Below are 25,514 nucleotides of genomic sequence, written 5' to 3' on the forward strand. Positions count from 1 at the left end.
ATCACATCCTTATGCCTGTACGCAAGATTCTAAAACAGCCTGATGTACGCCTGCGTCAAATGGCAGACGCTGTAACGCTGTTTGATGAGAAGCTGGAAGAGCTGTTCGAAGAACTTGAGGAAACCATGCGCGCTGGTCCCGGCGGTGTCGGTATTGCTGCTCCCCAGATAGGTGAAAGCCTGCGTATGATCGTTGTAGATTGTCGGGCAAGCTTGAGGCCGTGCAAAAATCATGGGCTGCTTCTCATGGCCAATCCGTTGGTCGAGGAGATGGATGGTGAATCGCTCGGACGTGAGGGCTGTCTGTCAGTACCCGATTGGGTTGGTATGGTGCCTCGCGCTAAAACCATTCTTGTCAGTTATGATGATTTGCATGGTCAGCGACAGCAGATTGAGTCCATTGGTTTTGAAGCGCGCGTGATTCAGCACGAGGTAGATCATCTAGAGGGTGTCTTGTTTACGGACAGGGTGATCTCCACCAAAACACTGGTCAGGCGGCTGTAGATGCCGGAGTTGCCTGAAGTTGAAACGGTTCGTTCAGGGCTGGAGCCCGTATTGGTTGGCAGAACGATTAATGATGCCATCTGTTATCGCCAGTCGTTGCGCTATCCGCTGCCTGATTTTTCGAAGCTCACAGGCAGTAAAATCACATCTTTAAACAGAAGATCGAAATATCTTCTATTTGCTCTTGATGATGGACAGACGCTGGTCTGGCATCTGGGTATGACTGGTCAGTTCCATGTCTTACCCGGAGAGGATGCCAGGGCCAAACATGAGCATGTCCGTATTGATCTGCATGACGGACAGAGTTTGAGATATCGCGATGCTCGCCGATTCGGTTATGCAGGCCTGCTTGCATCAGATACTCTGATGTCACATGCATGGTTTGCAGGACTCGGACCCGAGCCATTGGGCGATGAGTTTCATAGCGATTATCTGGTGGGACTCTGCAAGGCAAGAAAGGCACCGATTAAAACCATTATCATGGATGCGACGAACGTGGTTGGCGTTGGCAATATCTACGCTGCCGAATCCCTGTTTCGGGCCGGAATTCATCCCGCTAGGGCGGCTGGAAGAATATCGAAGCAACGTTTGGCTATGCTGGTCGAAGTCATCAGGCAGGTGCTGCGGGAAGCGATAGAGGCCGGTGGCAGTACGATCAGTGATTTTGTTAAGGCAGATGGTAAGCCTGGATATTTTGCGCACAGCTTTCAGGTCTATGGCCGGGCTGACAAGAGCTGTTTGCGTTGTGGTAAAGTCATTAAGCGCATGACTCAGGCTGGTCGTAGTAGTTTTTACTGCCCCCACTGCCAGCGCTGATGTTATAGTTTCACCGCAAAGACATTAATGCAAAAGAGATCGTGTGGCCCTGAGTCACCTCAAAGTACTGCTCTTTCTTGCGTAAGCGTGTCATTCCTGCGCAGAGAATCATGCTGCTGCTATAGCCATTCGCTCATGCCTTGGATGACTGAGTATCAATAACTACAAATGAATAATACCCTGCGTTCTTTGCATCTTCTGTGGTGAACTGCCTGTCCTGTTTAGATTCTCCGGATTCTAATCCCGTGAAAAAGAACAGTGATACGGTTAACATGCGCCGACTTTTCATGGGCACTTATTTACAGGTGCCGGAGGTATAAGTGAAACAGGCATTGGAACAGGCATTGCAGGCGGCTCTGGAAGAGTTATTGAATGATCACCCGGAAGCTGAAGCACCAGCGGTGCATCTGACGCGTCCTAAAATGAAAGAACATGGTGATTATGCTGCCAATGTGGCTATGCCACTTGCGCGTGTACTGAAAAAGAGCCCGCAGCAGATCGCAGCCAGCATCCTTGACGTAGTGCAGTGGCCGGATGCTGTGGAAGGTGCAGACATTGCAGGTCCGGGTTTCATCAATATTCGTCTGCGTCAGGCCAGTGAAGCAGAAGCATTGAAAGCAATCGTGCTTGCCGGTGAAAGTTACGGCAAGAAAGCTGTAAGCAGTGATGCTGAAAAGGTGAACCTTGAATTTGTTTCGGCCAACCCTACCGGTCCTATGCATGTCGGACATGGTCGTGGTGCGGTTGTTGGTGATGCGCTGGCCAGTGTGCTCAAAGCCGTGGGTAAAAATGTGCAGCGCGAATATTATATTAACGATGCCGGGGTACAGATCGGTGTATTGGCCAACAGTGTCTGGCTGCGTATGCAGGAGCTGCAGGGTGAGACCATCGAGTTTCCTGAAGCTGCATATCCGGGTGAATATATCGTTCAGATTGCCCGTGAACAGCTTGCAAAGCATGACTATCAGGCCCTTCTGTCGATGAATGAAGAAGAACGTTTCAATGTTATCGGAGCTGAGGCTATCGCTGCCAATATGGCAATGATCCGCGATGATCTGGCAGCAATCGGTATCAATTTCGACCTCTATTTTTCTGAGCAGAGTCTGCATAATAGCGGCAGTGTTACCGAGCTGATCAAGAGGCTTGAGTCCGAAGGGGTTGTGTATTCGGGCACATTACCTCCGCCAAAGGGCAAGGAAGTTGAAAATTATACGCCGGTTGAACAGTTGCTGTTCCGCACCACGGACTTTGGTGATGATGTAGATCGTCCCCTGGCCAAGCAGGATGGTACACCGACCTATTTTGCTGCTGATATCGCGTATCATTATGACAAGTATCAGCGTGGTTTTGATCGCATGATTGATGTCTGGGGTGCAGACCATGGCGGTTATGTGTCGCGTGTTCAGGCAGCCATGAAGGCTTTGACTGAGCGTGAAAAACAGCCGGATGTGTTGTTGGTTCAGATGGTGAATCTGACGCGTGACGGTAAACCTGTGAAAATGTCCAAGCGTGCAGGCACTTTTGTAACCCTGCGTGAAGTGGTTGATGAAGTGGGTTCTGATGCCGTACGTTTCAATTTCATGACGCGCAGGGTTGAGTCACAGCTTGATTTTGATCTGGAAGCAGCCAAACAGAAGAATGACGAAAATCCGGTCTATTACGTGCAGTATGCGTATGCACGTATCGGTGCGATATTGCGCAAGGCTGAAGATGAAGGTCATGTGATGGGTGAACTGGACGATGTGGATGTTTCCGTGCTGACGTCGCATGAAGAACAGCGACTGGTTGCGCATCTGCTGGCTTATCCGGAAGCGCTGCAAAAGGCTGCGGATAGACTGGAAGCTTACCGCGTGGCGACATTTGCCATGCGTCTGGCTGCTGATTTCCACAGTTTTTATCACAAGAATCGGGTTGTTACCGATGATGTCGTGTTAACCCGGGCTCGTATGCTGCTGATCAAGGCAGTTGCTCAGGTGATCAGTAATGCATTGACCGTGCTGGGTGTATCTACACCTGAGCGCATGTGAATAAACAAACGGTATCGAGGTAAATAGCTAGATGGCCAAGCGTGACTACGCCAAGGTACAGGCTCCAAGTAAATCTGATTCAACGGCTAATGCATCGATATTACCTGCATTTGCCATTGTGATGGTCGCAGCGGTTTGTTTTGCCGCTGGTTACTGGCTGGGTGGTGAAAAGGCAGCCAATGTCAGTAGTGTGGATCAATCTGAAATGAATCGTGTGCAGGCAGAGCTGGATTCGGAACTGGCGAATTCCAAACTGTTGCAGGTGAAGGTTGACGAGTTACAGGATCAAATTGAGCTGTTGCAGAATCAAGCCAGGCAGGGTGCACACACCAAAGTCGGTGAATTGAAGTTTTATCAGGAATTGCCGAAACAGTCGATAACACCGGCACCTGTAGCTGAAACCAGTCCGGCAGAAGCGCGTAGCATGGATGGTAATAATAATCCCGTTCTGCCTGATACAGAGCCGTTGGTGGAAGATCCGGCTATCGGGCATGTTGATTTGGGGCAGGATGCACATAAAGTCCAGATCGCATCATTCAAGACAAAGTCCGAAGCAGTCATCATGCAGAAAAAACTGATGAAAGCCGGGGTCACATCTTTTGTGCGCAAAGTGAAGCTGGATGACCGGGGTGTATGGTTCAGAGTATATGCAGGACCGTATGCTGATAAGGAGAGTGCCCGCAAGGCCGTGAAAGACATTCAGAAAAAAGCAGATATCAGAGGCCTTATTGTTCGTGGAAACTGACAGAGCAGAAGTCAGAGGGCGGTGGTTAAGACAGCAGCTGTCTGACAATTACCTTGTAGCACCGCTGGCCGGAGATGCATCGTTTCGCCGTTATTTCCGCGTAAAACATGCAGAAAAAGATTATGTGCTGATGGATGCACCGCCTCCGCATGAAGATGTAAGCCTGTTTCTGGCTGTACGTGACTGGTTTGAGCGTGCAGGTCTGCGCGTTTCAGCATTATACGGCAAGGATATCGAGCAGGGTTTTCTGTTATTGGAAGATTTCGGTGATATGACCTGGTCCTCATACTATGCAGCTGGCAAAGCGCCGGGGCCTTTATTTGATGATGCGCTCAGGCAGTTGCAGCTTCTGCAGGCCTCTCAACCTGGATTGGTACTGCCCCAATTTGATGTGGCGAGAATGCAACGTGAATGCGATCTCTATCTCGACTGGTATCTGCCGCATGTGGCCGGAGTCGTGCCTACAGATGTGCAGCGCCTTGCATTTCATCAATCACTGAGAGATACATTGTCTGCGATTGCATCTTTGCCGCAGGTGCCGGTGCATCTGGATTACCATAGTCGTAATCTGATGTTGCCGGGCGGTAAGCTTCCTTTGGGGCAGATTGATTATCAGGATGCTGTGCGTGGACCTGTTACCTATGATCTGGCCTCGCTGTTATATGACTGTTATCAGGATTACCCGGAAACAGAGCGTTTTGCATGCAGTGCCCATTTTTTTGAATCACTGCCGGCTGTTCACTCGGGGGCCTTTTCAGATGTGGACGAATGGCATCGTCTGCTGCGCTTGACGGCACTGCAGCGGCATATCAAAGCCATCGGTATTTTCGGGCGTCTGGCCCATCGCGATGGCAAGTCTCAGTTTCTCGATGAAATTCCGCTGACACGCAAGCATCTGCATGAAGAGATGCAGGTTCTGGGTATGAAAGAGTCGGCATTTCCTCTGCTGTATATCGAGCCTGTGAACCGTTGATAGCCCTCTGCGCTTGAATCTATAGCGGCTTTGCGTAGTGTCGCGCCCCTTAAAATAAGGAGTTACGCATGCAGATTGCCAATAATAAAGTTGTTTCATTTGATTATACCCTGACCAATGATGCCGGAGATACGATCGATTCATCACAGGGTGGTGAGCCGCTGGTATATCTGCACGGAGCCCAGAATATTATTCCGGGTCTGGAGAGTGCGCTTGAAGGCAAAGTTGCTGGCGATGCATTGCAGGTGGCAATTGAACCGGCTGATGGTTATGGCGAATACAATGCGGAACTGACCCAGGTTGTGCCGGGTAGCATGTTCCAGGGCGTTGATAAGATTGAAGTGGGAATGCAGTTTCAGGCTGAGACGGCCGAAGGCATTCAAGTTGTGCGTATTGCCAAGGTTGACGGTGACGATGTCACGATTGATGGCAATCACCCGCTTGCCGGTGAACGTCTGAACTTTGATGTCAGCATCAAAGAAGTGCGTGACGCGAGCGAAGATGAACTTGAACATGGTCATGTGCATGGTGAAGGCTGCAGCCACTAAGCCGCATAATGTGATTTGAAGCGCCTTGCACTACAGTGCGAGGCGTTTTTTTTGCTACCCTGATATTTTCGTATGGTCATTGCCTTGTATCTCTGGCGTGCCGGAGACTTCAGTTCTTTGCCCTTGTGTTATAGGTTCGCTGGTAGAAGTGGGGGGAGATGGAAGTTCTCAAGATGAATCATCGGTATTTATGTCTGTAGGCGTCGAAAACAAAATTCTTATCGTCGATGATGATGAAATTATACGCATCTATTTGCAGCATGCTCTGGAAGAACACGGTTATGCTGTCACGCCGGCTGCCGATTTTGGTGCTGTGAAAGATGCAATGCATCATGATCAATACGCGCTGGTGTTGATGGATCTGGTATTTGTCGACTGCAGCTATGACGGTTTTGATATTCTTGATTATGTTCGCTCTTTAAGCGAGACATGCGGCATCATAATCATGACCAGTTACCCTGATACTGATTCGGCGGTGCAGGCCATACGCATCAAAGCATCCGATTACCTGACCAAACCGGTGAAACAGAATGAGTTGATTGCCACTGTAGAGAAAGTGCTCAGTGAAACCTCTCTGCCAGCTGATAAAACCGACACGCTGGCAAATCCCGGTGATTACGGCCTTTCCAGCCGGGAGATGGAAGTGCTGAAGATGTTATATAAAGGTTACAGCTACGTTGAGATGTCCGCTGCATTGGGCTGCGGCACCTCTACGGCCAAAACTTATGGTAAACGTGTATATAAAAAGCTCGGTGTAAAATCACGGTCCGAAGCAGTTTATGAAGCACTGCAGTTAAAACTGATCAAGCGCTAAACGCTTTCAAACCTGTTGGTATCTTGCGCCGCGCAGCAAACCGGCCAGATCAATAATATCTTTATCCTTGTGTAAACCTTGCGGCGTATCGGGCAAACCACATGTTCCTGTTTCTACAATAATGTATCCGCGAGGCTGCAGGTATGGCATGCCCTGATTAAGGATAATTGACAAAAAGGAGAGCCCGTCTTTCGCATCAGTCAAAGCATGCTGTGGCTCATGGCTCAATTCACTTTCCAGTCCATCCATCTCATGCAGTGCCACATATGGCGGGTTGGAGATGATGGCATCATAAGTAGCACTATCATCGGGTAGTGCTTGCAACATATCACCCTGGTAAAAGCTCACACGATCAGCGACCCCCAGTCGTTGTGCATTCTGTTTGGCGATTTGCAGGGAGGCCGGAGAAATATCTGTGGCGGTGATTTGAGCATGCGGGTATTCACAGGCAAGTGTGATGGCAATGCAGCCTGAGCCGGTGCCGATATCACAGAAGCTGAAAGGGGCCTGTTGATCGGGAAATACCTCGAGTACAGCTTCAATCAGATGTTCAGTTTCTGGTCGTGGAATCAGGACATCAGGGGTGACATGAAAGGAACGTGACCAGAACTCTTTTTCGCCGGTAATATATGCCAGAGGCTGACGTTGCTCCCGCCTTACCAGCATGACTTCAAAGGCTTGTGCAATAGCTTCGGGGATTGTGTCATTGGCGCGGATAATCAGCTCGGTGCGCCCAAGCTGCCAGGCGAACATTAGCAGCAGTTCAGCATCAAGCCTGGGTGCATCACAGCCTGCCTGCTTGAGCCTGCGTGTGGCTTGCAGCAGCAGCTCCCGTGTATTCATGCTACTCAGGAGGATTGGGCGGCGAGTAGTTCTGCCTGATGATGGGTGATAATCGCATCGATTAATTCACCCATTTCGCCACCGAGAATCTGATCCAGTTTGTACAGGGTCAGATTGATGCGATGGTCTGTTACGCGTCCCTGTGGATAGTTATAGGTTCTGATGCGTTCGGAGCGATCACCTGAACCCACCATGCCTTTACGGGCTTCGGCGCGCTCTGCATGGGCTTCAGACTGTTCTTTATCAAAGAGTCGTGCCTGCAGCACTTTCATGGCCTGCGCTTTGTTTTTATGCTGACTGGCTTGATCCTGACAGGTGACAACAATGCCACTTGGCGCATGCGTAATACGTACAGCAGATTCGGTTTTATTTACATGCTGGCCACCGGCACCCGAGGCGCGGTAAACATCAATGCGGATATCATCCGGGCGAATGGCAATGTCCACTTCTTCTGCCAGAGGCAGTACAGCCACTGTACAGGCCGAAGTGTGGATGCGCCCGCCTGATTCGGTTTCAGGCACGCGTTGTACGCGGTGTACACCGGACTCAAATTTGAACTTTGAGAATACGCCTGCGCCGGTAACCTGGGCGATAACCTCTTTATAGCCACCGATACCGGTATCATTGGCGGATAGAATTTCAACCTTAAAGCCCTGCAGTTCGCTATACCGGCAATACATGCGAAACAGGTTGGCAGCGAACAAAGCGGCTTCATCGCCACCGGTGCCGGCGCGAATTTCTAAAATAATATCGCGTGTATCGTTGGGATCTTTGGGCAGTAGTAATAAGGAGAGTTTTTCATCACTCTCAGCCATGGCAGCTTTGAGTTCTGGAATCTCACTTTCAGCCAACTCTTTCAATTCCGCATCACAGTCCGGGTCGGCTATCATCTCCTGATTGTCCTGCAGTTGCCGACTTAGTTGCAGATAGTGCTCAGCCTCTTTGGCAACAGGTTCAATCTCGGAGTATTCGCGGGATAATTGGGTGAAACGCTGGTTGTTGCTGGCGACATCGGGGTCGGAAAGTGAGATGGCGATCTCTTCACGTCGCCTGAGAATGTTATCCAGACGATTGTTCATTATTCCCCTTGTCGTTAGATACTACGGTAAGCTGCTTCGACGCCAGCTTATCAAGGTCAAACAGGCGCGTTGCAGCGCCCATTAGCAGATCGCCTTCAATATCATCAGGCAGGCTTTTAAGTGTTTGCAGAGATGGATGCATATAACGTTTCATCAAGGCTTTACTAAAGCGCTCAACAGCTTCGATCTGCTCGGCATTGAAATCCTTCATGTAACGCATGGCCTTTTCCAGCTCTTCGAGCCTGCGCTGTTCCATCTGTTGCTGGATATTGCGGATCAGTGGTACGGACTCTAGTGATTTCAGCCAGCCAAGGAATGACATGGCTTCTTCTTTGAGGATATCACGCGCCAGCTCTGCTTCTTCCTGCCGTTGTTCTACATTGCCTTGCACAACCTGTTGCAGGTCATCGATGTCATACAGGTATGCACCGTCAAGATTACCAATACGCGGATCGATATCGCGTGGTACTGCGATATCCACCAGAAACATCGGGTTGCCTTTGCGTTTCTTCATGGCCGCCTTCACCACATCGGGAAGTAGAACAAAGGTGCTGGCACCCGTACTGGATACCACAATATCGGCTGCATCCAGATATTCGGGAAGCTGCTCCATGGTTAGCGCATGCCCCTCAAACTCGAGTGCCAGGTTCTGGGCCCGTTTGAGGGTTCGGTTGGCTACGAGAATGTCAGTGCAACCATTGGCGCGGAAGTGGGTGGCGGCAAGTTCGGCCATTTCACCTGCGCCCATCAACAAGACTGTTTTTCCGGCAAGGTCACCAAAAATCTGTTTGGCCAGTTCAACTGCACAGGATGAAATATTTACAGCCTGTTTGCCAATTGCAGTTTCAGTTCTGGCTCGTTTGGCAGCAGCAAACGTAGATTGATAGAGTCTGTGCAACACATGCCCGGCAGTATTTGCAGTCAGAGCATGTTCATATGATGTTTTTACCTGCCCGAGAATCTGTGGCTCACCAAGCACCAGTGAATCAAGACCCGAGGCTACGGCAAACAGGTGCTGAATCGATCGGTCCGTCGTATAGGAGTAGAGATGGTCGCGCACTTTTTCCAGGTTCATATCGGACTTTTCGGCGAACCATTCATGTACAGCTGCAATGGCTGCATCCGGATCATGGGTGACGACAGTCATTTCCACACGGTTACAGGTGGATAACAGGGCCGCTTCACGTATAGCAGGATGTTGGATGCGAGCTTTAAGGATTTCAGTAATGTCCGCTTCAGCAACGGCGAGACGCTCGCGCAGTTCAACCGGCGCGGTCTTGTGATTCAATCCTATATGGCAGATTCTCATGCGCTAAACTCTAGCCTTTGCCAGGGATGGGGTACAGACACCATCCTCCAGCATTTCCAGCTCCAGAGGCTGGCTTAATTCTATGTCGGAAAACAGCAGCGCATCGGTTCTGCCTTTATTTCCGCATTGCAGTACCATATAACAGTCGGGCTCACGCCCGGTCGCTTTAATAAATTGCTGTTGCAATGAAGATGGGCGGGCGGGGGCAATTTTACCTTGCTCATTGCTCCTCAGATATACACCGAGTAAGGCTGCAGGATCTACGGACTGGGCAGTGCGGCTGTTCGAGCGGATCAGCTGTCCGGAACCGATAAGGAAGCCATGGCAGTTCTCCTGATCAAAGATCAGCGACTGATGAATCAGTTGCTGCATACAGTGGCGGTGGATAGATAGTTCTTGCGCGGGCAAGTAGGCAGATTGCATGGCGTAAGCATAAAAACTTTGAGAAATCAGTCAATTAAGTTAGTTTGCGCGGCGCTTTTTGTGCTGCGTGAACAGTTTGGAAAGTCAGATTCCGGATGGTTTCTGTTATATATTAATGGCTTGGAGGCCTTCTTTTTGCTGAAATTAAAGAAACCGTTGATGGTATCTGCATCCTCTTCAGGACAGATTTTCGGCATTGTTATCGGCCGTAAAGCATTGTTTGCTGGCTTGATGATGATGTCAGCAACCATGGGTTTTGGTGTTTGGGGCTTGTATGGTATCTACCAGGCCGATCAGATGTCAGTGGCGTTGCAGCAGACACAAAGAGCGCTGGATCATGCACAGATGCGAAAAGATGCCAAATTGGCTGAACTGCAGATGCAGATGTTGGCAGATGAGAAGAAACTGGCCGTATATGCCCGTGCACTGGGGCAGATGCAGGCGCGCATTTCCCGTCTCGACATGCTTGGTGCCAAGCTCGTGAATGTAGCCTCTCTTGATAAATCCGAGTTTGATTTTGGTCTTGAACCTGCTTTTGGTGGGCCGCGACAGAAACAGCTTACGCACAACACTGGCACAGATATTGAAGATCGTATGACAAGTCTGGATGAGCGTCTGAAACAGCTGGGCACGCAACTGACAGCAGTAGACTTCATTTTGGAAAGCAAACGTGATGCACAGGCTGCCAGACCACATGCTTGGCCGACTGAAGGTGGCTGGATCAGTTCACGTTTCGGTCCCCGCCTGGATCCGTTTAACGGAACACCATCACAGCATTACGGTGTTGATATTGCCAATCGTCATGGTGCGCCAATTATGGCCTCCAGCCGTGGCGTAGTGACCTTTGCCGGCAAGATGGAAGATTTCGGTTATGTTGTAGATGTTGAGCATGGCCACGGTTACAAAACACGTTATGCTCACATGGGAAGCATGGTCGTGAATATCGGTGATGTGGTTGAATCCAATCAACTGATTGGGCGTATTGGTTCTACCGGACACTCTACCGGCCCGCATCTGCACTATGAAGTACGTCGTTATGGCGAGTTGATTAACCCCCGTTCCTTCATGCCTCGCGGCTGATTTCTTTACAACCAGCTTGTTATGAGAGTTTTTCTGCCATATTTGGCAGTTCACATGGCTATTATTCTCACCCGGCTCGAAAAACCCGTTGTAACTCGAACCAATAATTGCGACCGATTCTTTCTCCCGCTTGGAAGAAGCTATTGAAAATCAAATGAGGCATATCTGTTCTATCTTGTTTTGTAACCTGATGCCTTTAGCTTTTTTCGATAAGGTAAATTAGCGATATTGTGAGTAGCGCGACTAGTAACGTCTGAATACCGCTTCGTAACCAGGAGGTTCCGGCAATGCGGCCAAGAAAAACTCCAAGCAAGAAGATCAGAAATAGTGCAATAATAATCGCCAGATGAAGAGGTGGTAGCGGTAGCACTGTGCCGGCACCCGCAAGCCAGAGTGGGATAAGAATCAGTAATGAGATGATTAGCGGCGCCAGACCATTGACCAGTGCAACCAGTATTGGCATCCAACGTGAAGCCTGGCCGTGCGCACTGTTTTGAAGGTCAGTGACCATAGCCTCTTCAAGTTTGTCGAGGGCTCTTTTTCGCTCAGCAACTTCGCTTACATAAGCACTGCTCATACCGCTCACCCCCAGCGCAATAGCCGCCCCCAGACATACGTTGATTATCACATCTATGTTTTCGGAAGAGCTGATCAAGAAGCCGATAATGAGCCCAAGCATCGTGAGCGCACCATCAAATCCGTTAACTACAAAATATCGACGAGCAATATCTTCTGTGCGGGTAATACGAAGCAGGAGTTTTACTTGTTCCATGAACGGCATGGTGTTTATTCAGTGTCTTCTTCACTCAGCACTTCCACTTCATCAATGCTGTGCAGAGAGCCTCCCAGGCTGGTAATGGTGGCCTGTACCGCTTCAAAATCGATACTGCTGCCGATAATCTCAATTTGCAGTGTTTCGGTGTTCTCATCCACCTCGACCACAGTCAGCTTTACGCGATAATCATTTCCAACTTCAGCGATGGCCTTGGAAAACTCCAGTGCATTGGGCTGATGTGGTTTAAGAACATCCAGAACTACTCGTTTGACAGACTCCATACTCAACCTCGTTAGTTTTTCCTGCTTTAGTACAGCAAAACAGAGTGCATTATAGCATGTCTATTTATACACTGATTCAGTCGCAGTGTATTCATTAACAGATAGTTATGCCTGTGTATGATGAGGTCAAGCCTCTCAAAAAAAGTTGTAACAGCACTATTGCTGGGAGTACTGCTTAAAGCCTGAGTAGATTTGGGCGGGCGGACTGGGGAAGTTTGATAAGGCTCAAACCAGGATGTTCAAGGCAGAAGGGGCTCCCTTCTGCCCTTTATCTTTTATTCGTCGGCGGCTCTGGCTGCAGCGATGGCGGCCATGTTGACGATATCATCCACGCTGGCACCGGTGTGCAGCACATGTGCCTGATGCGGCAGGCCCAAAAGGACAGGTCCGATGGCTGTGCCCCCACCGAGTTCACGCAATAGCTTGTAAGAGATGTTACCTGCCTGCATGGTCGGGAATATCAGCACATTGGCAGGTTCCTTGAGTTTGCTGAATGGATACTGTTTCAGGATCACATCATTCACGGCTGTATCGGCCTGCATCTCGCCATCGACAATCAGGTCAGGCAGCCGCTCATGTAACAACTCTGTGGCATCTGCAACTTTACGTGTTTCAGGGTGTTCGGCACTGCCGAAGTTCGAGAATGAGAGCATGCCGACGCGGGGTTCAACACCCAGAGAACTTGCAGTGCTGGCGGCTAACTCGGCAAGGCGGGCCAACTCATCAGCATTCATTTCCACATTCACAGTACAGTCAGCCAGGAAGTAGGCGGCATTTTCCATAATCATCATATACATGCCAAAAACATGGTGATGTTTGCCGCTGGCATTGTGGCCCAGAATCTGAAGCAGAGGGCGAAGCACATTAGGATAGTGGGCTGTGCGCCCTGAAAGCATGCCGTCAGCAAAACCCTGACGTACCAGCATGGCACCAAGAATATTCACATCACCGCGCAGGGTTTTTACAGCATCTTCGCGTAAAACACCGTGACGCTTGCGATCAAAATAGTAGGCATCGGCGAGACTGGAGAAGCGCGAGTTTTCATCAAGTGGATCAATGACTTCGATGTCATCCAGTTCAAACTGGGCATATTTACACAGCGCATCAACCCGGTCTTTTCTGCCAATCAGGATAGGTGTTGCAATACCCATCTCTTTCATTTCGATAGCTGCGCGAACAACAGTTTCATCTTCGCCTTCAGGCAGCACCATACGCAAAGGATTGGCTCGGGCTTTATCCATAATATTGCGCATAAACAGGCGCGAACTGTCGATACGACCAGCCAGGGATTGGGCATAAGAATCAGCATCCAGCATGGGCTTGCGTGCCACATCTGTTTCAGTTGCTGCTTTGGCTACAGCAACAGGAACCACCTCGATCAGGCGTGGATCGAAGGGTTTAGGCAGGATGTATTCAGGCCCGAAACGAAGCTCCTTGACGCCATAGGCCTTGAGCACGGATGCAGGCACATCTTCACGTGCAAGCTCTGCCAGCGCATAAACAGCCGCCATTTTCATCTCTTCGTTGAATGCGGTGGCGCGTGCATCCAGTGCACCACGGAAAAGGAACGGGAAGCCGAGTACATTGTTTACCTGATTCGGGTGATCGGAACGACCAGTTGCCATGATCAGATCCTGTCGAGTTTCCATCGCCAGATCATAGGCAATTTCAGGGTCCGGGTTGGCCATGGCAAAAACAATAGGATTGGCAGCCATCGAAAGGATCATCTCTTGCGTGACCATATTGCCCTGAGAGAGGCCGACAAATACATCGGCACCATTGATGGCTTCTTCGAGTGTACGTTCGGAGCGCTCGCTGGCGAAATAAGCCTTGTGAGGTGGCAGCTCTTCGTCACGATCTTTTGTGATTACACCTTTACGGTCCAGGAACATGATGTTTTCACGTTTGGCACCAAGTTGTTCGATCAGTTTCATACATGCGAAACCGGCAGCACCGGCACCGAGACAGACGATGGTGACATCCTCGATTTTTTTGTTCTGTAGAATCAGCGCATTGATGAAAGCTGCTGCAGTAATAACAGCTGTACCATGCTGGTCATCATGCAGAACCGGGATGTTCATGCGTTTCTTCAGCTCTTCTTCAATAATAAAACATTCCGGAGCTTTTATGTCTTCAAGGTTAATGCCGCCAAACGTAGGCTCCATACGCTCCACAGTTTCAACAAATTTCATCGGGTCCGTTTCATCCAGTTCAATATCGAACACATCGATATCGGCAAAACGCTTGAACAGCACACCTTTTCCTTCCATGACAGGTTTACCGGCCAGTGCACCGATATTCCCCAGACCCAATACGGCTGTTCCGTTACTGATGACGCCAACCAGATTGGCACGCGAGGTGAATTCATCTGCCAGTTCAGGATTCTCTTCGATGGCCAGACAGGGCTCGGCCACGCCGGGGCTATAGGCCAGCGCCAGATCCCGTTGAGTCAGACAGGGTTTAGTCGGTTTAATGCTGATTTTTCCTGGTGTCGGAGAACGGTGATACTCAAATGCATCATTGCGTAAGGTATCTTTTGGCATGGTTAGCTCCTGTGGTGTAAAGTCATCGCGAGACCGGATTATAGCGGCAGATTGCTCAGGAATCGCTGATTAATTCAGCAGTTCCTGAAATTAGTCCTGGAGGTGTCTGTTGAGAATTGGTTTTGCTGGAGCAGGAGCTGTCGGTTGTCATTATGGCAGCAAGCTTAAACAAGCCGGAGACGACGTGGTTTTACTGGCTCGCGGTGCCCATTTGCAGGTGATACAGAAACAAGGCCTGCAACATGAATCAGAAGGCAGGCAGAAAGTGCTGCAGATAGAAGCTAGCGATGATGTTCATGCATTATCCAGCTGTAAGGTGATTGTCATCAGCTGCAAAATGACCGGCTTGCCCGCCATGCTTGAAACACTGAAGCCGGTTGTGAAACCGGACATGCTGCTGGTGACAATGCAGAACGGGGTAGAGGCGCCGGATTTGGTCAGTACAGCATTTCCCGGTGTGGCAGTTGTCGCAGGGACCGCCTTTATCGGGGCGCGTGTAGAGCGACCGGGTTTTGTGATTCATTCTGCAGCAGGTGGTATTCGCCTGGGAATCTGGCGGGAAGGGCTTGGAGCGCAGTTATTGCCGCTGTTACTGGAGAGATTTAACGCTGCAGATGTCCCAGCGCGAAAAGATGATGATGCAGCCGCAATGCTATGGCGAAAACTGCTGTGGAATTGTGGCTTTAATGCCATGACTGCGATTACCCGACGCTTTGCTAAAGATATTGCAGCCAGTGATGATACCCTGCTCTATATTCGTCGGGCCATGCTTGAGGCTGTTGATGTTGCGCTAGCCCTTGATGTGTCGATCGATGCATCGGATATAGACAAACACGTCGAAGTCACACTGGCCATGGGGCCGGTAAAAACCAGCATGTGGCAGGATATTGAAGCCGGCCACAAGACTGAAGTGGATTTCATCAACGGTTATGTAGTTCGAATGGGGAATGAACAGGGCATAGATACTCAGACCAATCACATGCTCACCACCTTCATCCATGCCATAGAAATGGCATAGCTCACGGTGATTTGTCGATGATGACTGTAGGCGATGTCCGGTCTGGTACTACTGACCGGACCTGCTCAGCGCAAATCATGGTTGAACAGTCTTATGCTTCCCCGAAGGAATGTTGCCTTAGCTGATCGGTTGCGGTTCTCCGAAGTAATATCCCTGCATGGCATTTATGCCCAGCGCCTGCAGCGCATGAAAATCATCAACATTCTCGACATGTTCGGCGATCACCTGAATATCCAGCCCGTGCGCAATATCTGTGACGGTCTGCAGAAAGAATCGATTATCACTATTGTCAGCAATATTGCGGACAAAGCTGCCATCGAGTTTGATATAATCGAGTTTCAGCTGCCGCAATGACTGAAATGAACTCAGACGTGTACCAAAATGTTCCATGACGATGCGGGCACCGTTTGCCTGGGCGATATCAACAAAATGGTTGGCTTCACCAAAGCTTTGCAGAACGCCATGCTCTGTGATTTCAAACAGCAGTCTGGCAGCAGCTTTGTTGTGTGTTTGCAGATGTTTTTCCAGCCATGTGGAAAATGTGGAAGATTTGACAGAAGCTGCTGAAATATTAACGCCAAGTATCGAATTCTGATCAGTAGCATGCTCCAGCAGTGTCGTAGCACGCTGTATGACGAATTGATCCAGTTTCTCGTTTAGCGCCAGTCGTTCGGCCATGGCAGCAAACGGGCCGGGGCGAATCTCTTTGCCTGCATCATCAATAACGCGCATCAGTAATTCGCTGTAGATACTGTTTGAATTCTGATCCATCACGGGTTGGGCAATAAAGCGTACATTATTGTGTGATAAGGCGTTCTTGATAAGCGCAGCCCATGCCTGATTGCCCATGGCATCATTGTTTGAGCTGAGGATGTTATATTCATTGTTACCCTGGCTCTGGGCTGAAGCGAGTGCTGTATCCGCATCTGCCAGAATGTCACCAAAGCTGCTGTTCTGATGAAAGGATGCCAGACCGATATGACCGATGGCTTCAACCTGATGATTTGAACTCAACCCCTCCAGTGAACAGGATAGTTCATGACCGAATGCACTGGTAGTATCCGGATCGGCAAGCGGTAGCAGTACTGCAAAATCGATACCACCGATACGCGCAGCCGTTGAACCATGATAGCTGTCGCACAGGCTATCGATCAGTCTGGCTACTTCGATGATCAGATTATCACCATCCTGATGCCCGTGTTTCTTGTTATATGCAGCAAAATCAGCAAGTCGTATCAGGGCTACAAAACCGGAACCTGCATGTTCCTGATCTTTGATACAGTTTTCTACGACTGCCTTAAAGCCATTTCGATTCATCAGGTGAGTCATCTCGTCGTAGTGCGCCTGTTCACGGTATTTCTCCGCCCGCTCGGTTAACATGGAGATGAAACTCTGAACTTTGGCTGTCATCATATTCATAGCCTCAACCATCTTTTTCAGTTCACGGGTTTTAGGAATGTCAGTGACAACAGGGAACTCACGATCACAAATTGCCAGAGCCTGTTTCTCGACCGCGTACAGCGGTTTCAGGATAGCCTTGAGCGCCATAAATGAGACCAGAAACGAGATGATAATAACGAGGAGGGACCACCACAGCATTGCGTAACTGGTGTCCCACAGCTTCTTGTATGCAAACCCCGGATGGGCTTCCAGATTTAATGTGCCGGACTGCGTCCAGCCGGTGGTAATGATGGAGCTGGCTTGTGGTGAATCCAGTTTTAAGCCATTGATAAACCACTCTGGGACGTCCTCAATGCTGCTGGTGTTCTCACGTTCGATGAGTACTTCACCCTGCATGGATTTTAGCGAAAGGGATTTGTAGTAACCACTGTCAAAAACGGCATTGATCATAGTATCCATGACGGCAATGTCGCGCGCTTTCATATGCGGAACCAGAGAGAGACCCAATGAATCGGCTGTGTTCTGGGTCTGAGTGGCCATTTGCAGCATCAGGTAAGTGCGGGTGTTATCGACACTGATCAGCCAGGTGCCTGCCCCCATCATGACAGAGACGCTGAGAATTAGTATGTAGAGTTGCCGGGATAGTGTCATAAGTATTTCCTCTCTATCTGGTCATGCTTTTTGCAGTATAGCTGTTGCCGAGTTCTCTTTCCTGCTTCATGCGGATATTCAGATCCCGCCAGAGATTGATGCGCTGAGAACCGCCGGCAATTTTACGACCCTGACCGCGCTCCTTGGACATCCATAGATTGTTACCGTTAAAGCTGTATACGGGTAACAGGTCGTTGCGTCTGGACGCAGGTTTAATTCTGGAAATCAGGTTGTCGAGAATCAAAGGTTCGCTGTCAGGTTTTTCATAATAGGCCAGCACCATGTGCGCCTGATTCAGTCGCAGTGCCTTTACATAGGTGATGCGTAAACGTTCGTCGGGGATGCCAAGTTCCATCAGGGTGAAATACTTGGCAATTGAAAAATCTTCACAGTCACCACCATTGGTGGAAAGTAGTTCTACTGGTGTCGCCCAGTAATCAGCACGGCCCCAATGACGGTCATCAGAGATAAAACGAACCCGATTAAAAAATTCGTTTACGGCATGAATGGTCTGCCATTCACTGTCACCTTTACTATCTTCAATAAGCTTCTGCCAATCGATGATGCGTTCTTTGGCTTGGTTGCCAAACTGCTTTGCGATTTTATCAAGAAATTCCGGAGAAAAACCACCATTGCCTGCCGTTGTGATTGAAACAGCAAGGACCAGCCAGACGAATAATAACTGTTTGAGAATTCTGGTACTCAGCGTTGGCTCCTTGGATGGTCTGGAGCCATTGCGGACTCTTTGTAACTCTAGCACAAAAGAGGCCATCCGGAAGAGAGGCGGCTGAAAAATGAAAAAGGCAGGAGTTCCTCTCCTGCCTAAGCCTTAGCTTGCGTGATGCTCTGAAGACTCAGGCATCACGCAGCTATCTTATTAACGTTTCACCTGCATCAGAGATGAAAGCATCTGGTCGGTGGTCAGAATGGTTTTCGAGTTGGCCTCATAACCACGCTGTACAACGATCAGTTTTACGAATTCAGCAGCCAGATCCACATTGGACTGTTCCAGCGCATAAGGTGAAATTGTACCCATACCACCAGCACCTGGCAGACTCAGTACCGGTGAGCCGGATGCAATGGTTTCACTGAGCAGGTTGTTACCATCATGGCTCAGTACCGCATCGTTCGGGAAGTTGGCCAGAGCCACCTGGAACAGGGCACGACGCTGACCGTTGGTGAATACACCGAATATTTTTCCGGCGGAGTCGGTTTCCAGTTTATCCAGGAAGCCGGATGCGAAACCATCACGGGTCATCTGGCGTGTAGCGAAGGAACCAGCCATCTGCACAGTACCATCGAGGCCGTTACCGGTGATTCCCTGAGCATCTGCTGCAGCGATTGGGTAGAGCACCCCCTGACCTGCGGCATTACCGAAGTTCATATCGATTGTGCTTGGCGTGGCATTAGCCCAGTTGAACGTCAGTGTTGGTGAGTTTTCCTGAACCAGTTCACCACTGGGGCCAAAAACGACGGTTTGAGTTCCCGGGGTTGTGACTACACCTGCAGTCAGGACCGAGGCGGTTGGAGCACTGATTTCAGTTGCAACGCCAGCTGTACCACCGGTGAGTTCACCACCATCCACAGAGGAGTGCCAGTCCCAAACGATGTTACCTGAAGCATCCTGTCCGACTTTGGTGAACTGCAGGCTTACTGCATGTGTCTGGCCAAGAGAGTCAAATGCATTCACTTCAGTCTTGTAGTGGAATGTTGTTGGGTCAGTGGGATCAAAGACAGTACCGGTTGGCAGTACTACTGCATTGGAGTCCAGTGTGATGCCTGCGGTAACAGTCGTTGTGGACTGAGCCTGTGCAGCCAGATTGGAGAAGGTAATATCTGTCACATTACCTACAGCTGTTTCGGTAGTGGCATCTACTGCAAAGCCCTGTACCACGTTACCCTGACCATCGATAAGGTTGAAATCCTTATCGAGGATGAAGGCTCCGGCTCGGGTATAGGATAGCTCAGCCGTAGCAGGATCACGCATAGCAAACAGACCGTTACCGTTAATTGCCATGTCGGTAGGGCTGGTTGTGTTCTGCAGTGAGCCCTGCTGTTGATCTCGTGTGATTGAACCGATTCGCACACCGTTACCAACCTGGTTGGCAATATTGGATCGTGTTACGCCCACAGTCTGGGACAATACGTCCGAGAAATTGACGTTCTGGCTTTTAAAGCCCAGAGAGTTGACGTTGGCGATGTTGTCACCAACTACGCGCACAGCCTCACCGAATGATGAAAGACCGGAGGCGCCGATGAAGAGTGCATTATAAATACCCATGATTTACTCCTTTGTTTTGGTCCGTCTACAGACGGATTTCTGTGATTTCGTTGAGTGATGCGGAAACACCACCCACAATTAATTCAGTACCACCGCTTGAGAAACGAACTGCTTCTACAACACCTGAACGATGGACTGATGACGCTATGGTGCCGCCATTGAGATTGAGTGCGCTGATATCAACGGTGTAATATCCCTGTGGTGCTTGAGCACCGGAATCCATTGTGCCATCCCAGACAATCTGATTTGAACCCGCGACCATATTAGCCATAGGCATGGTTTTCACCGGTTCACCATTGCTGTTGAAAATATAAACCATGGCATCAGACGATGGTTCATCTAATACGGCAGAGAAGGTTTGGTTTGTACCGTTGTATAAAATCTGATTCTGATTCACGGTGACATTGTGTCCCAGATAGTCGGCACCACTGGTGACAGGGGCAGCATTATTACCAACGCCGCCTGCAGCCACCAGTTGCTGCAATAACTTGTTACTTTCGGTCTGCTGTTCAACCATGTTGAACTGCGCCAGCTGGGATGACATCTGGGTTGCATCCTGAGGTTTGAGCGGATCTTGGTGTTCCATCTGAGCGACCAGCAGTTTCAGAAAGATGTCTTTTTGGCCAAGATCATTTTTCTTGGTGTTATCAATATTGGCCGCATTGGCTGTGGGTGAAATGGTAGGTGTTAACATGGATAGCCTCCTAAACCCGGATACTCAGGCTGCCATCAGCACTACGCGTTGATTGCTGTTGCACAGGGTTGCTGCTATTGCCTGTCGAATGATTATCGCCATTGTCAGCCAGATTCCTTGAGCTATATCGGCCTGATTCAGCAGATGATTCCTGTTGTCCGTTTGAGCCCATGGAAAAACCTGAAAGGTCAAAACCCTGCTGTGACAGCGCTGCCCTTAAAGTGGGTAGTTGTTGCTCAAGTGCGGTTCTGGTTGTGCCCTGATCCACAACCATATGAACCTGCAGCTGCTTGGCTGCATCGGTCTGCAGGGTGATCTGGATTTTACCAAGATTTGCAGGATCCAGCTGGATCTCCAGTTTGGTCTGACCATTTGCAGCTGATTGCGCAATATGTTTCATACTATCAAACACAGACATGGCTGGGGTGGTTTTGCCGGTCATATAATTCTGAAAGTTTGCATTATTCGTTGATGTAGCATTGCTTGATTTCGCATCACCGGATAAAGCAGAGGCCATGCGACCCTCCTGGCTTCCTTTGTCTGAACCAGAGCCAGAATCTGTCAGTGAAGCATCGGATGTGCTGGTCTGTACTGAAGTAGAGACTGCGGCAGTCGCAGGATTGCCCTGTGCATGCGAGACTTGAGCAGGTTTACCCTGTTGAGGTTGCGCGGCAGCTGCGACATTGATGCTTTCGGGTTTAGCCTGCATGGCGGGTTTGTCAGCAAGCTGTTTTGCTGTGGTTTCCAGGCTTGCTGTGGCTTTATTACCTTCCTGCAGTATTGGAATATCACTTTTGAGTTCTGCAGTGTTTGCCGACACCTGTATATTCGCAGAAGTCTGTCCGCTTACTGTTGGTTTATGTACATGGCCCCCCAGATCAGTAGTTCTGGTCGTTGCTTTTGAGTCCTGAGGTCTGCTGTCTACAGTATTCGTCTGTTCAGCATTTTCGGAAAGACTGACTGATGCCATGCCCTTGCTTCCAGTAACTGATGTTGCAGTCGTAGGTGTTGTGGCTGTTGCTCCGGTCGGCAGAGGTTTGTTAGCGAGCTGAATGCTCTCTTCTGCTTCTGCAGTTTTGTTGAAGGTGGCAGCTGTAACTTTGGACTCAGCTTGCTGGGCCACCTTTAGAACAGGACTTGCCTGTTCGCTATTGCTGTTGACCTGCTGGCCTTGAGTAGCAGTTTTACCATCAGCAATCAGCACCGTTGCTTTACCAGCAAGATCTGCTTTTTTACTTTGCAACGGTTGATTCATTATGACTTGATATGCAAGCAGGGGGGCGGCGGTTTCTTCTGCCTGAGTTTCACCAGTCAGTTTCGATTTGGCAGCCAGTGCTACAAGTTTCTTTCCCTTTGCGACTGTGAGCGGCTCAGCCTTTTGCATCAAGGGTAATTCACCCGTGCCGGACATGGTGGTTACAGTTTTAGTTTTGCCGAGACCGGCAGCGTTGAGTTGCAAACCTTTGCCCTTGCCGGTGGCAAGGGCGTGTTTGTCAAACATGGCGAGCAATTTGGCAAACAGGCTGTTTTTTCCCTGCTTGCCAGACTTTCCTGTAATGCCGGATAGGCCGGTGCCGTTTATTTGTTCGATCATGCCAACCATAGAGCATGAAGCAGGCCAGAGTATAAGTCCTTTTAAAACAGTACTTTGTGGCATGTATGAAGGTATTGCTGTGGAAAAGATTGCCACCTGGGTGGAAAAAAATTCCTTACGAACCTTTTTAGTATGAAGCTATGATTTACAGGTGAAAATTAAAAAGCCCCCTTAGCTAAGGGAGCTTTTGTTTACTCTGGATTGAAATGTATGATCAGAGCTTATTAGTCAGTTTCATGTTCACCAATTACAATTAGTTCGACAATATTGTCTCGGAATTCAGTCCATGAATGGCGAGAAACAGGGTTTCCAAATGGATTTAGAATGATTTGGTGCTGTCTTAAGCAAGAGTAATCTTCCTCCCTTGGGAAAAATTTTCTAATTGTATTTTGAAGTGGGTCGTTCCAATTATAGCTATCTTTTAACCGGTAGCCGATCCATACATAACCCTCAGAAAGTAAATATGAAAACAGTGATTCTGCATTGTCTGGTAGCGCTTCATTTACCTGTAGTGTTTGTATGTCCATTTCGTCTAAATCACCCACATCTCCCATCAAGTCGTCGATAGTATGACGCAATGTACGTTGTAGTTCATAGGCATCAGGATTTTCTGAGCGATACATGTGGTAGCTGGTATGGGCAACATAAGTACCATAAAATTCATCAGGTACAGTAACGTGAATTTCTAGCCCTATGTTGAATCGGTCTAATTCTTCCTGAAGTAGCCGGGCTTGATCTCGACCCTCCAGAATTGGAAAAATGTCCGGATTTCCTCCCTGCTCTTTAACGATAGTAACCAAGTGGGATAGAACAGTTGAAATGCCTGCATATGCATTTGTTTTCATATGCTGAGGTCGAGACAGTAAGATTCGGTCTGCCGTTTCTATGTACGGTCTCAGAAAGTTCATATTACTGAAATCCCATGTTACCATATCAATGCTGATGCGATCACATGCACCTGCTGTTTCATTGACCCGTTTTTTGAGATACGCTGTTTGATCAGCAAGTTCTTCATGGGTCAGATCATCAATCAGGGTTAAGTGAATTCGATCAAAGTCATCAAGTAGCCGCTTCAATAGCAATGGCAGGCTTCCAACCCAACCAGAAATGAGAAGGTTTAATTCTTTAGAGACAGCTATTGGTTTAAATGTCATCTGAACAGGGGAGGCTGCTTCAATGGCATTGAATTTTTTAATGGTAAAAAATGTTTCTGAAAATAGTGCATTTGGACTAATTGCCACAGCAAGTATAGATGGAACACGAATTGGAAGGTTTAATTCGCATGCCTTATATAGTGGACGTGAATTCCCGCTTTCATCTGTTATTGCAACAAGGGTAACCCCTCGAACCATAAGTCGTGAGGCCAAGATATCTAAAGGCATGGAGTGAGTGCCATCAGGTAAACTGAGGGTGATCTGATCGCCTTCCTGTTGCAGGGTTCCTCCCCACTCTGAAATTTGTAATGCAGAATCTTCAGTACGATCAGGGATCATCAGGCGTTCCAGGATCTGATCAAAGTCTCGATAAGAAAGTATATTACGAAGGAGATTCGCTCTTACGTCAGCCTGAGACAGTACAACCGTAGGTTTGTTATAGAATTCTGTAGTGTCCCAACCTACCTGAAGCATATGATGGTGAGTGTCCAGATGTGGCTCACTCATCCCTGGGGTGGCTACATTAAGGTAGATTTCAGGGTTTACTTTTCTTACGGCAATTAATGAAAAGGTGGCATGGGCTAAATTGTCAGCACTGGAATGTCCATCAGGAATATTAATGATGGCCTGTCTTGCATGACCCAGGTTGATGCGTTGGAGGGATTTTACATCCTCCAGGTCTCCCCAGCGGAAGGAAACCCAGTTATGTTCGATTAGCTCATCAGGTGTTTCCTGAGAGCTATTGAGGACAACTAACTTCAGCTTGGAAAAACTGCGTTCAGAGATAGTTTTTAAACGCGACACCATAAATGGAGCAACCTTTGACCAACCGAGCATCACCATATGATTGGTGATATTTAGTCGCTCATTACGTAATTTTGCCATTAAGCCAGAGACAATGTGTGCTCCGATACCGATAAAGAATGCGAAAATGAATACGCCAACAATAACTGCCAACACAGAGAACACTGCGATGGATGTCTCGTGGGGGAACATGACCGTATTACCGGGGTCGGTAAACATGCGGAACGCGAACCAAATCGGAGCAAACATCCCTTGATCTGTCGGGTCCAGCACACCATTTTGGCTATAATCAAAATCTGCTTGGGTGTAGTGCCCGATGACACCGCCACCTATGGATAATACAGCCAACAATAGTACAATGAGGTTGATTTCCTGCATAAACTGGCCTTCACGCATGACCTCTTTGAGATTGCGAACAATAACCATCCATGGGCGAAGCAGCCTGACCAGACGAAGCATTCGAAGTGCCCCGCCATATGGAATAAAAGCAAAGGCAGGAATCATTACGATGGTGGCTATGGTATCTATCCACCAGTATCCCCATTCAATCATTTTGTCTCTTTTCGACTCATAGGACATATGCCGCATAATCAGGAGTCGAATGGCCAATTCGACTGCAAAGAAGATAATAATAATCCACATCAGTGTATCTTCTGCAAAAAACGAAAGCAGAATAATCAGTGAAATCAGCATGCCGTATGTCGGGGAATACATTGCGCTCTGGATGTCTAGATAACGGAACATGCGCAGTGTGCGCAGCAGATAAAATGCTCGAATCAATCGAGCGGCTGCAGCATTTTCTGCATCAATGGGAATATCAAATACGGTGATCAGTAATGAGGCGATGCCGACGATGTCCAACACAAGGAACAGAGCATCAATTTTCTGGTTCAATGATGAACGGTATGGATTAGTACGCCTTTTATTTAGCATGATGGCAATACGCATGCCTAACTCGCCAACAAAGAACAGGAACAATATGGCAGCCAGAATTTGATTGTGGGTGAATGAGAGTGCGATCAGTCCCATCATCAGGAAACCAAAACGCGGATGCATCAGGATCCACTCCATATGATGGTAGAAAAGCGGCCTGTCGCTTACAACCGATCGCATGTCACTTTTTTTCATATTATGCCTCTTCTCGTGTATGTTTATAGA

22 protein-coding genes are annotated in these 25,514 nt (G+C 48.8%); 9 read left to right on the forward strand and 13 right to left on the reverse strand.

All coding sequences use genetic code 11. From position 1 onward, the window contains the following. The first annotated feature begins 11 nt into the window (after nt 1–11). From def to MMIC_RS04750, 7 genes are all read left to right on the forward strand, one after another. Nucleotides 12–503: a peptide deformylase gene (gene def, locus MMIC_RS04720; protein ID WP_072659306.1), complete on the forward strand. Its 492-nt coding sequence runs from the start codon at nt 12–14 to the stop codon at nt 501–503. Beyond that, nucleotides 504–1,319, forward strand: a complete 816-nt coding sequence (mutM, locus tag MMIC_RS04725; protein ID WP_072659307.1) for a bifunctional DNA-formamidopyrimidine glycosylase/DNA-(apurinic or apyrimidinic site) lyase — start codon at nt 504–506, stop codon at nt 1,317–1,319. 320 nt (nt 1,320–1,639) lie between these two features. Then, a complete protein-coding gene (argS, locus tag MMIC_RS04730; RefSeq protein WP_072659308.1) occupies nt 1,640–3,346 on the forward strand; it encodes an arginine--tRNA ligase in 1,707 nt (568 codons plus the stop codon). Between the two features lie 31 nt (nt 3,347–3,377). Then, the gene (locus MMIC_RS04735) at nt 3,378–4,091 is read left to right on the forward strand and encodes an SPOR domain-containing protein (RefSeq protein WP_072659309.1); all 714 of its coding nucleotides are present in this window, start codon (nt 3,378–3,380) and stop codon (nt 4,089–4,091) included. Then, a complete protein-coding gene (locus tag MMIC_RS04740; protein WP_072659310.1) occupies nt 4,081–5,064 on the forward strand; it encodes an aminoglycoside phosphotransferase family protein in 984 nt (327 codons plus the stop codon). The genes MMIC_RS04735 and MMIC_RS04740 overlap by 11 nt, the downstream gene beginning before the upstream one ends. A gap of 68 nt (nt 5,065–5,132) precedes the next feature. After that, nucleotides 5,133–5,612 carry an FKBP-type peptidyl-prolyl cis-trans isomerase gene (locus tag MMIC_RS04745; protein ID WP_072659311.1) on the forward strand — a complete coding sequence of 160 codons (480 nt, stop codon included), beginning with the start codon at nt 5,133–5,135 and terminating at the stop codon, nt 5,610–5,612. A 190-nt stretch (nt 5,613–5,802) separates the two neighbouring features. After that, nucleotides 5,803–6,426: a response regulator transcription factor gene (locus tag MMIC_RS04750; RefSeq protein WP_072659312.1), complete on the forward strand. Its 624-nt coding sequence runs from the start codon at nt 5,803–5,805 to the stop codon at nt 6,424–6,426. A gap of 6 nt (nt 6,427–6,432) precedes the next feature. On the opposite strand, the gene prmC is transcribed toward MMIC_RS04750, so the two are convergent. Genes prmC through MMIC_RS04770 form a run of 4 tightly spaced genes read right to left on the reverse strand, consistent with a single transcriptional unit; the run spans nt 6,433 to nt 10,080 of the window. Continuing rightward, nucleotides 6,433–7,269: a peptide chain release factor N(5)-glutamine methyltransferase gene (gene prmC, locus MMIC_RS04755; RefSeq protein ID WP_072659313.1), complete on the reverse strand. Its 837-nt coding sequence runs from the start codon at nt 7,267–7,269 to the stop codon at nt 6,433–6,435. A gap of 5 nt (nt 7,270–7,274) precedes the next feature. Further along, a complete protein-coding gene (prfA, locus tag MMIC_RS04760) occupies nt 7,275–8,348 on the reverse strand; it encodes a peptide chain release factor 1 (RefSeq protein WP_072659314.1) in 1,074 nt (357 codons plus the stop codon). Beyond that, nucleotides 8,329–9,657 (reverse strand): glutamyl-tRNA reductase, encoded by a 1,329-nt coding sequence (hemA, locus tag MMIC_RS04765; RefSeq protein WP_072659315.1) that lies wholly within the window; start codon nt 9,655–9,657, stop codon nt 8,329–8,331. The genes prfA and hemA overlap by 20 nt, the downstream gene beginning before the upstream one ends. A 3-nt stretch (nt 9,658–9,660) precedes the next feature. Then, a complete protein-coding gene (locus MMIC_RS04770) occupies nt 9,661–10,080 on the reverse strand; it encodes a hypothetical protein (protein ID WP_143144880.1) in 420 nt (139 codons plus the stop codon). A gap of 135 nt (nt 10,081–10,215) precedes the next feature. On the opposite strand from MMIC_RS04770, the gene MMIC_RS04775 reads away from it, so the two are divergent. Beyond that, nucleotides 10,216–11,160: a M23 family metallopeptidase gene (locus MMIC_RS04775; protein WP_227819358.1), complete on the forward strand. Its 945-nt coding sequence runs from the start codon at nt 10,216–10,218 to the stop codon at nt 11,158–11,160. Between the two features lie 196 nt (nt 11,161–11,356). Here MMIC_RS04775 and MMIC_RS04780 read toward each other — a convergent pair whose 3' ends face one another. The 3 genes from MMIC_RS04780 to MMIC_RS04790 all read right to left on the reverse strand — a co-directional run bounded on the left by MMIC_RS04780 (nt 11,357) and on the right by MMIC_RS04790 (nt 14,759). Further along, nucleotides 11,357–11,932: a VIT1/CCC1 transporter family protein gene (locus MMIC_RS04780; protein WP_227819359.1), complete on the reverse strand. Its 576-nt coding sequence runs from the start codon at nt 11,930–11,932 to the stop codon at nt 11,357–11,359. 14 nt (nt 11,933–11,946) lie between these two features. Continuing rightward, nucleotides 11,947–12,216, reverse strand: a complete 270-nt coding sequence (locus tag MMIC_RS04785; protein ID WP_072659318.1) for a DUF211 domain-containing protein — start codon at nt 12,214–12,216, stop codon at nt 11,947–11,949. Between the two features lie 275 nt (nt 12,217–12,491). Further along, nucleotides 12,492–14,759 carry an NADP-dependent malic enzyme gene (locus MMIC_RS04790; RefSeq protein ID WP_072659319.1) on the reverse strand — a complete coding sequence of 756 codons (2,268 nt, stop codon included), beginning with the start codon at nt 14,757–14,759 and terminating at the stop codon, nt 12,492–12,494. Nucleotides 14,760–14,868: 109 nt separating this feature from the next. Between MMIC_RS04790 and MMIC_RS04795 the strand changes: the two genes are divergently transcribed. Then, complete coding sequence (locus MMIC_RS04795; protein ID WP_072659320.1) at nt 14,869–15,777, forward strand: ketopantoate reductase family protein; 909 nt, start codon at nt 14,869–14,871, stop codon at nt 15,775–15,777. 117 nt (nt 15,778–15,894) lie between these two features. On the opposite strand, the gene MMIC_RS04800 is transcribed toward MMIC_RS04795, so the two are convergent. From MMIC_RS04800 to MMIC_RS04825, 6 genes are all read right to left on the reverse strand, one after another. Continuing rightward, complete coding sequence (locus MMIC_RS04800) at nt 15,895–17,829, reverse strand: bifunctional diguanylate cyclase/phosphodiesterase (RefSeq protein WP_072659321.1); 1,935 nt, start codon at nt 17,827–17,829, stop codon at nt 15,895–15,897. Nucleotides 17,830–17,842: 13 nt separating this feature from the next. Beyond that, nucleotides 17,843–18,589, reverse strand: coding sequence for a transglutaminase-like cysteine peptidase (locus MMIC_RS04805; protein ID WP_227819360.1), 747 nt, complete (start codon nt 18,587–18,589; stop codon nt 17,843–17,845). 117 nt (nt 18,590–18,706) lie between these two features. Then, entirely contained in the window at nt 18,707–20,110 is a 1,404-nt protein-coding gene (locus tag MMIC_RS04810) for a flagellar hook protein FlgE (RefSeq protein ID WP_072659322.1), read from the reverse strand. A 25-nt stretch (nt 20,111–20,135) separates the two neighbouring features. Beyond that, complete coding sequence (locus MMIC_RS04815) at nt 20,136–20,804, reverse strand: flagellar hook assembly protein FlgD (protein ID WP_072659323.1); 669 nt, start codon at nt 20,802–20,804, stop codon at nt 20,136–20,138. A 10-nt stretch (nt 20,805–20,814) separates the two neighbouring features. Next, nucleotides 20,815–22,398, reverse strand: coding sequence for a flagellar hook-length control protein FliK (locus tag MMIC_RS04820; protein ID WP_171966456.1), 1,584 nt, complete (start codon nt 22,396–22,398; stop codon nt 20,815–20,817). A gap of 224 nt (nt 22,399–22,622) precedes the next feature. Beyond that, nucleotides 22,623–25,484: a hypothetical protein gene (locus tag MMIC_RS04825; protein WP_227819361.1), complete on the reverse strand. Its 2,862-nt coding sequence runs from the start codon at nt 25,482–25,484 to the stop codon at nt 22,623–22,625. Nucleotides 25,485–25,514: the final 30 nt, after the last annotated feature.

This window comes from Mariprofundus micogutta, assembly GCF_001895085.1.
Classification (GTDB): Bacteria; Pseudomonadota; Zetaproteobacteria; order Mariprofundales; family Mariprofundaceae; genus Mariprofundus; species Mariprofundus micogutta.

What these genes read in the sequence shown, in the direction of transcription:
- MMIC_RS04735 (WP_072659309.1), top strand. Translation starts at nt 3,378, where the DNA reads ATGGCCAAGCGTGACTACGCCAAGGTACAGGCTCCAAGTAAATCTGAT.
- MMIC_RS04790 (WP_072659319.1), bottom strand. Translation starts at nt 14,759, where the DNA reads ATGCCAAAAGATACCTTACGCAATGATGCATTTGAGTATCACCGTTCT.
- MMIC_RS04745 (WP_072659311.1), top strand. Translation starts at nt 5,133, where the DNA reads ATGCAGATTGCCAATAATAAAGTTGTTTCATTTGATTATACCCTGACC.
- MMIC_RS04750 (WP_072659312.1), top strand. Translation starts at nt 5,803, where the DNA reads ATGTCTGTAGGCGTCGAAAACAAAATTCTTATCGTCGATGATGATGAA.
- prmC (WP_072659313.1), bottom strand. Translation starts at nt 7,269, where the DNA reads ATGAATACACGGGAGCTGCTGCTGCAAGCCACACGCAGGCTCAAGCAG.
- MMIC_RS04825 (WP_227819361.1), bottom strand. Translation starts at nt 25,484, where the DNA reads ATGAAAAAAAGTGACATGCGATCGGTTGTAAGCGACAGGCCGCTTTTC.
- MMIC_RS04820 (WP_171966456.1), bottom strand. Translation starts at nt 22,398, where the DNA reads ATGATCGAACAAATAAACGGCACCGGCCTATCCGGCATTACAGGAAAG.
- def (WP_072659306.1), top strand. Translation starts at nt 12, where the DNA reads ATGCCTGTACGCAAGATTCTAAAACAGCCTGATGTACGCCTGCGTCAA.
- MMIC_RS04785 (WP_072659318.1), bottom strand. Translation starts at nt 12,216, where the DNA reads ATGGAGTCTGTCAAACGAGTAGTTCTGGATGTTCTTAAACCACATCAG.
- mutM (WP_072659307.1), top strand. Translation starts at nt 504, where the DNA reads ATGCCGGAGTTGCCTGAAGTTGAAACGGTTCGTTCAGGGCTGGAGCCC.
- MMIC_RS04810 (WP_072659322.1), bottom strand. Translation starts at nt 20,110, where the DNA reads ATGGGTATTTATAATGCACTCTTCATCGGCGCCTCCGGTCTTTCATCA.
- MMIC_RS04780 (WP_227819359.1), bottom strand. Translation starts at nt 11,932, where the DNA reads ATGGAACAAGTAAAACTCCTGCTTCGTATTACCCGCACAGAAGATATT.
- MMIC_RS04770 (WP_143144880.1), bottom strand. Translation starts at nt 10,080, where the DNA reads ATGCAATCTGCCTACTTGCCCGCGCAAGAACTATCTATCCACCGCCAC.
- MMIC_RS04800 (WP_072659321.1), bottom strand. Translation starts at nt 17,829, where the DNA reads ATGACACTATCCCGGCAACTCTACATACTAATTCTCAGCGTCTCTGTC.
- MMIC_RS04815 (WP_072659323.1), bottom strand. Translation starts at nt 20,804, where the DNA reads ATGTTAACACCTACCATTTCACCCACAGCCAATGCGGCCAATATTGAT.
- prfA (WP_072659314.1), bottom strand. Translation starts at nt 8,348, where the DNA reads ATGAACAATCGTCTGGATAACATTCTCAGGCGACGTGAAGAGATCGCC.
- hemA (WP_072659315.1), bottom strand. Translation starts at nt 9,657, where the DNA reads ATGAGAATCTGCCATATAGGATTGAATCACAAGACCGCGCCGGTTGAA.